Here is a 7324-nt window from a genome sequence, read left to right on the forward strand (position 1 = left end):
CCGTAGAATGGACAGAGTGTCGATTTCACCCGTCAACTCCCTTTCGAAGCTCAGCGTTCGAGGTGCCCGCGTGCACAATCTCCAGAACGTCGACATCGAGATCCCGCGCGATTCCCTCGTCGTCTTCACCGGCCTGAGCGGCTCCGGCAAGTCGTCGCTGGCCTTCGACACGATCTTCGCCGAGGGGCAGCGTCGATACGTCGAGTCCCTCTCGGCCTATGCCCGTCAGTTCCTGGGCCAGGTGGATCGACCCGACGTGGACTTCATCGAGGGCCTGAGCCCGGCCGTCTCGATCGACCAGAAGTCGACGAACCGCAACCCGCGGTCCACGGTGGGCACGATCACCGAGATCTACGACTACATGCGTCTGCTCTGGGCGCGCATCGGCGTGCCTCACTGCCCCGTCTGCGGCGAGAAGATCATGAAGCAGACGGTCCAGCAGATCGCCGACCAGCTCATGGAGCTCGAGACCGGTCGTCGCTACCAGGTGCTGAGCCCCGTGGTGTCCCAGAAGAAGGGCGAGTTCGTCGACCTCTTCAAGGAGCTCGCCGCGTCCGGCTATTCGCGTGCCATCGTCGACGGCGAGATGATCCAGCTGAGTTCGCCGCCGCTGCTCAAGAAGCAGATCAAACACGACATCTCGGTGGTCATCGACCGGCTGGTCGCCTCCGACGACATCCTGTCGCGCCTCACCGACTCGCTCGAGACCGCTCTCCGCCTGACGGACGGCCTCGTCACCATCAACTTCGTCGACGAGACCGGGCCCGCCGCGTTCCGCACGTTCTCCGAGAAGCTCTCCTGCCCCAACGGGCACCCGCTCCAGCTCACCGAGATCGAACCTCGCACGTTCTCGTTCAACGCTCCGTTCGGCGCCTGCCCCGAGTGCTCGGGCCTCGGCACCAAGATGAGCGTCGACAGCGACCTCCTTCTCGGCGACGACGAGCTGAGCCTCGCCGACGGCGTGATCCTCCCGTGGACCAACTCCGGTAAGGGCCTCTACAACTACTTCCAGAAGCTTCTCGAAGGTCTGGCCGGCGACCTCGGCTTCAAGCTCAAGACCCCGTGGCGCGACCTCTCGCCGGAGGTCCGGAAGGCGGTGCTCGAGGGCAACGACTTCGAGGTCACCGTCCGCTACAAGAACCGCTTCGGCCGCGAGATGAAGTACTCCACCGGCTTCGAAGGCGTGATGCCGTACATCGAACGCAAGTACGCCGAGGCGGAGACCGACACGCAGCGTCAGCGCTACTCCAGCTATCTGCGCGAAATCCCCTGCGTCGTCTGCAAGGGCAAGCGTCTCAAGCCCGAGGTGCTCGCCGTGATGATCCACGGCAACAGCATCGCCGATGTCTCCGAACTGAGCCTCGCGAAGGCCTTCGACTTCATGAACGACGTCGAGCTCACCGAGCGCGAAGCGCGGATCGCCGCGCAGGTGCTCCGCGAGATCCGCGTCCGGCTCGAATTCCTTCTCGAGGTCGGGCTCACGTACCTGTCCCTGTCGCGATCCGCGGGCTCGCTCTCGGGCGGCGAGGCCCAGCGCATCCGCCTCGCGACCCAGATCGGTTCCGGCCTCACCGGTGTCCTGTACGTGCTCGACGAGCCGTCCATCGGTCTTCACCAGCGCGACAACCGACGCTTGATCGACACCCTGGTCAAGCTGAAGAACCTCGGCAACACGCTCATCGTCGTCGAGCACGACGAGGACACCATCCGCACCGCCGACTGGATCGTCGACATCGGCCCCGGCGCCGGCGTCAACGGCGGCCGGGTCGTGCACTCCGGGGGCTACGAGGCGCTGCTCGCCAACACCGAGTCCTACACGGGCGACTATCTCGCTGGTCGTCGGTCGATCGAGACGCCGGCCGAACGGCGCCCGATCGACCTCAGCCGGAAGATCACGGTCGTCGGCGCCCGAGCCAACAATCTCGACAACGTCACGGTCGACTTCCCGCTCGGCGCCTTCGTCGCCGTGACGGGCGTCAGCGGGTCGGGCAAGTCGAGCCTCGTCAACGACATCCTCTACAAGGTCATGGCCAACACTCTCAACGGTGCTCGCCAGATCCCCGGCAAGCACACGCGCGTGACCGGGCTCGAGAACCTCGACAAGGTCGTGCACGTCGACCAGGCGCCGATCGGGCGCACCCCGCGCTCGAACCCGGCCACCTACACCGGCGTCTTCGACAAGATCCGCAATCTCTTCGCCGAAACCGTCGAGGCGAAGGCCCGGGGGTACCTGCCCGGCCGCTTCAGCTTCAACGTCAAGGGCGGTCGCTGCGAGAACTGCGCCGGCGACGGCACGATCAAGATCGAGATGAACTTCCTCCCCGACGTCTACGTCGCCTGTGAGGTCTGCGGCGGGGCACGCTACAACCGCGACACCCTGCAGGTGCACTACAAGGGCAAGAACATCTCCGAGGTGCTCGAGATGCCGATCAGCGAAGCGGCCGAGTTCTTCGCGCCGATCAGCGCCATCTCCCGGTTCATGACCACCCTGGTCGAGGTCGGTCTGGGCTACGTCCGTCTCGGGCAGAGCGCGACCACGCTCTCCGGTGGCGAGGCCCAGCGCGTCAAGCTCGCCACCGAGCTGCAGAAGCGCTCGAACGGCCGGAGCGTCTACGTTCTCGACGAACCGACCACCGGCCTCCACTTCGAAGACGTCCGCAAGCTCCTCCTGGTGCTGAACGGGCTCGTCGACAAGGGCAACACGGTCATCGTCATCGAGCACAACCTCGACGTCATCAAGTCGGCCGACTGGCTGATCGACATGGGCCCCGAGGGCGGTGCCGGGGGAGGGCAGGTCCTCGCGACCGGCACCCCCGAACACCTCGCAACCGTGCCGGAGAGCCACACCGGCCTGTTCCTCGCCGAGATCCTCGCGCAGAAGCCTGCTCAGAAGCGCCCCTCGGCACCCCGAGGCGCTCAGGCGGTTCCCGCGAGCCCGACGAAGAAGAAGGCGGCCGCGAAGAAGTCCACGGCCCGAGCCCTGACCAGGTAGCGGTCCATGAGCAACACCGTTTCCTGGCGCCCCAAGGCGGGCGACATCCCGACCGACCCCGGCGTGTACCGCTGGCGCGACGAGCGCGGTCGGGTGCTCTACGTCGGCAAGGCCAAAAACCTCCGACAACGGCTGAGCAACTACTTCGCCCCGCTTCCGTCGCTGCACGAGCGCACGCGCCGGATGGTCCTCACGGCGCGCAGCGTCGAGTGGACGGTCGTCGGCACCGACATCGAGGCCCTGCAACTCGAATACACGTGGATCAAAGAATTCGACCCGCCGTTCAACGTCAAGTTCCGCGACGACAAGACCTACCCCTTCATGGCGATCACGCTCGCCGACGAGGCACCCCGCGTCATGGTCTCGCGCAACACGAAGATCCGGGGCGCGAAGTACTTCGGCCCGTACCCGAAGATCTGGGCGGTCCACGACACCATAGACCTGATGATCAAGGTCTTCCCGATCCGCACCTGCTCCGACTCCAGCTACAAGAAGGCGATGCAGACGGGCAAGCCCTGCTTCCCTGGGCAGATCGGGCGCTGCGGCGGGCCGTGCTCCGGCAAGGTCACCGTCGAGGAACACCGCAAGATCGTCGACGAATTCGTCCGGTTCATGGCCAGCTACGACCGCAAGGTCATCGCCGAGCGTCAGAAGCTGATGAAGGTCGCCGCGGACGAGTTCCGCTATGAAGACGCGGCCAAATACCGCGACCAGGTCGGCGCTCTCGAGGCGGTGCTGGAGAAGTCGGCCGTGGTGCTGCGCGACTCGGTCGACCTCGACCTGTTCGCCGTCGTCGAAGACGAGCTGGCCGCAGCCGTGCAACTTTTCACGGTGCGAGGCGGACGCGTTCGAGGCGCCCGCGGCTGGGTCCTCGACAAGGAGATCGACATCTCCACGGGGGACATCGTCGAGCAGGCCATCCAAGACGTCTACGCCGCCGGGGGCGAACTGCCGCGAGAGATCGTCGTCCCCACGCTGCCCGACGACGCCGACGCCCTCGAGACCTGGCTCTCCGACGTCCGGTCGTCCGGAAGCACGGACGGCCGCGTGCGAGGGCGGGTGCAGCTGCACACGCCTCAGCGCGGCGACAAGGCCAATCTCATGCAGACCGCCACGCTGAACGCCTCGCAGTCGCTGATGCTCTACAAGACCCGTCGCAGCGCCGACTTCGCCACTCGCTCGACGGCCCTGGCCGACATCCAGGAGGCGCTGGGCATGGGCGAGGCTCCCCTCCGCATGGAGTGCTACGACGTCTCGCACCTCCAGGGCACCAACATCGTCGCCTCCATGGTCGTCTTCGAAGACGGCCTGCCACGCAAAGACCAGTACCGCCGCTTCAGCATCCCGGCCTCGACCGACGACACCGAGTCGATCTACCAGACGCTGACCCGTCGTCTCGCTCGCCTCGACGACGAGCTCGCCCCGGTCGAGGAGGTGGGGGAGCAGCGCAAGCGCTTCGCCTACCGACCCAACCTCCTGATCGTCGACGGCGGTCAGCCCCAGGTCGCGGCGGCCCAGCGCGCCATGGACGACCTCGGCGTGACGGGCATCCAACTCTGCGGCATCGCCAAGCGCCTCGAGGAGATCTGGCTCCCCGACGACGACTTCCCGGTCATCCTTCCGCGCAACTCCGACGCCCTCTTCCTGATCCAGCGGATCCGCGACGAGGCCCACCGGTTCGCGATCACGTTCCAGCGGCAGAAGCGCAAGCGGGACATCGCCACTCAGCTCGCCGACATCCCGGGGCTGGGCAAGAGCCGCACGAACGAGCTCCTCAAGCACTTCGGCTCGGTGACCCGCCTCAAGAAGGCCACCGCCGCCGAGATCGCCGAAGTGAAGGGCATCGGTCCGACCCTGGCCCGCAGCATCACGGAGACGCTCGGAACGGCACCCGAAGCCGGAGCCGCGGCGGAAGCCGAGGCCGACGTCGTGACCGAGGCCGTGCATCCCACGCTCTCGTCGGGCGTGTCGGCTGCCGAGTAGGATCGGTTGCGCCGAGGAGCAGGGGCAGATGACCAACAGCAGAGGGCGACGGCCGTGAACGACGTAGTCGAACAGCAAGACGTCCTGATCGTCACGGGCATGTCGGGGGCCGGAAGGTCGACGGTCGGCAACGCCCTCGAAGACCTCGGCTGGTACGTGGTCGACAACCTCCCGGCGCAGATGCTCCGGCCTCTGATCGACCTGGCCGAACGTGCGGGCGACTCGCTGCCGAAGATCGCGGCCGTCGTCGACGTGCGAGGCGGGAGGCTCTTCTCCGAGGCTCAGGAGGCCGTCCGCGCCCTTCAAGAGTCCATGCCGACGAAGGTCCGCGTGCTCTTCCTCGATGCCACCGACGCCGCGCTCGTGCGACGGTTCGAGCAGGTCCGCCGCCCGCATCCGCTGCAGGGCTCGGGCACGCTTCTCGACGGCATCCTGGTCGAGCGGAGCCGGATGGAAGAGCTGCGCGAGACCAGCGACATCATCATCGACACGTCCGAGCTGAACATCCACCAGCTCGCCTCGACAATCACCGAGAAGTTCTCCGCCCCCTCGACCGCGGGCGTTCAGGTCACGGTGTTGAGCTTCGGCTTCAAGTACGGTCTTCCGGCCGACGCCGACATGGTGGGCGACGCGCGCTTCCTGCCGAACCCGTTCTGGGTGCCCGAACTGCGGGCACAGAACGGTCTCGACACCCCCGTCAGCGAGTACGTGATGGCCCAGAACGGGGCCCGTCAGTTCATCGACGCGTTCGGCGCAGCCCTCGAGCCGGTGATGGCCGGCTATCAGCGCGAGAACAAGAGACACGCTACGATCGCCATTGGCTGCACGGGAGGAAAGCACCGCTCGGTGACTCTCGTCGGCGAATTGGCCGCTCACCTCCGTGGACTCCCGGGGGTGGCCGTCAGCGTCAAACATCGCGACCTCGGTCGAGAGTGACTTACGAGAGTCCCGCTGTGACGCTTCGCCGATCGCGCGTCTGAACAGCGCGCCCGACCAGCCCGCGCTCCACCGTTTTCAACCCGCAAAGGAACTGTCTTGGCCCAGACTGCCGACGTCAAAGAAGAACTAGCCCACGTCGAAGTGGCCAAGACCACCGTCCGGGCCGCCGAGGTCGCCACGATCCTCCGCTTCGCCGGGGGCCTGCACGTCATCTCGGGTCGCATCGCCGTCGAGGCCGAGCTCGACAGCGCCGTCCTCGCGCGGCGCGTCCGCAAAGACCTGGCCGAGCTCTACGGCGCCCGCAGCGACGTCTCGGCGATCGCTGCGACCGGCCTCCGCCGCACGAACCACTACCTCGTCCGCATCCACGAGGCCGGCGAGACCCTGGCGCGTCAGACGGGGCTCATGGACGCACGGCGTCGACCGGTCCGCGGCCTCCCCAACCGTCTCACCACGGGTTCCCGCGATGACCTCGCCGCGATCTGGCGCGGCGCCTTCCTCGCCCAGGGCACGCTCACCGATCCCGGTCGCTCAGCGGCCCTCGAAGTCGTCTGCCCGGGCAACGAGGCCGCCATGGCGCTCGTCGGCGCCGCCGGGCGTCTCGGCATCCCGGCCAAGGCCCGCGAGGTGCGCGGCATCCACCGCGTCGTCATCCGCGACGGCGAGGCCATCAGCGCCATGCTCAAGCAGATGGGTGCCGTGAAGAGCGTCACCGACTGGGAGGAGATGCGGCAGCGGCGCGAGGTCCGCGCGACCGCCAACCGCCTGGTCAACTTCGACGACGCCAACCTGCGCCGCTCGGCCCAGGCCGCGGTCGCCGCCTGCGCCCGGGTGGACCGCGCCATGGAGCTCCTCGGCGACGACATCCCCGAACACCTCCGCTACGCCGGCGAGCTCCGTCTCGCGCACCGCGACGCCAGCCTCGACGAACTCGGCCACCACGCCGACCCGCCGATGACCAAGGACGCGGTCGCCGGCCGCATCCGCCGTCTTCTCGCCATGGCCGACAAGAAGGCCGCCGACCTCGGCGTCCCCGGCACCGAGGCCAGTCTCCCGGCGGACCTCGACCTCGACTGACACGCCCTCGACCGGGGCCCCTCGAGCCGGGTTCGTTAGTGGGCATCGAGAGCGGGCTTCGAGAGCGGGCTTCGAGAGCGGGGGATGCTCGGACCGGTCCACAACAAAGGCTCGCGTCCGCAATACGGTACCTCCGGCACCGACGTTCCCTGAGCGTTGATGAAGTGAACGATCCCAGTCCGCTGTGCCGTCACTACACTGACCATGTCCCCCCGAGGTGGTGCCCTTCCGATCATCCCGGTCCGCGTCAGCGAGGAGAGCGACAATGGCTGAATACACCCTTCCCGAACTTCCGTACGACTACTCGGCCTTGGAGCCCAGCATCAGCGGCAA

Annotated in this window: 4 protein-coding genes; all 4 read left to right on the forward strand. The window is 67.2% G+C overall.

The window, feature by feature from the left end:
- The first annotated feature begins 7 nt into the window (after window positions 1–7).
- On the forward strand, window positions 8–2992 hold the full coding sequence (gene uvrA, locus ABEA39_RS04990) for an excinuclease ABC subunit UvrA (protein WP_345373878.1): 2985 nt from the start codon (window positions 8–10) through the stop codon (window positions 2990–2992).
- A 6-nt stretch (window positions 2993–2998) separates the two neighbouring features.
- Window positions 2999–4975, forward strand: coding sequence for an excinuclease ABC subunit UvrC (gene uvrC / locus ABEA39_RS04995; RefSeq protein WP_345373880.1), 1977 nt, complete (start codon window positions 2999–3001; stop codon window positions 4973–4975).
- A gap of 54 nt (window positions 4976–5029) precedes the next feature.
- Window positions 5030–5911 (forward strand): RNase adapter RapZ, encoded by an 882-nt coding sequence (gene rapZ / locus ABEA39_RS05000; protein WP_345373882.1) that lies wholly within the window; start codon window positions 5030–5032, stop codon window positions 5909–5911.
- A gap of 99 nt (window positions 5912–6010) precedes the next feature.
- Complete coding sequence (gene whiA / locus ABEA39_RS05005) at window positions 6011–6991, forward strand: DNA-binding protein WhiA (RefSeq protein ID WP_345373884.1); 981 nt, start codon at window positions 6011–6013, stop codon at window positions 6989–6991.
- Window positions 6992–7324 lie beyond the last annotated feature (333 nt).

This window comes from Frondihabitans cladoniiphilus (assembly GCF_039544345.1).
Classification (GTDB): domain Bacteria; phylum Actinomycetota; class Actinomycetes; order Actinomycetales; family Microbacteriaceae; genus Frondihabitans; species Frondihabitans cladoniiphilus.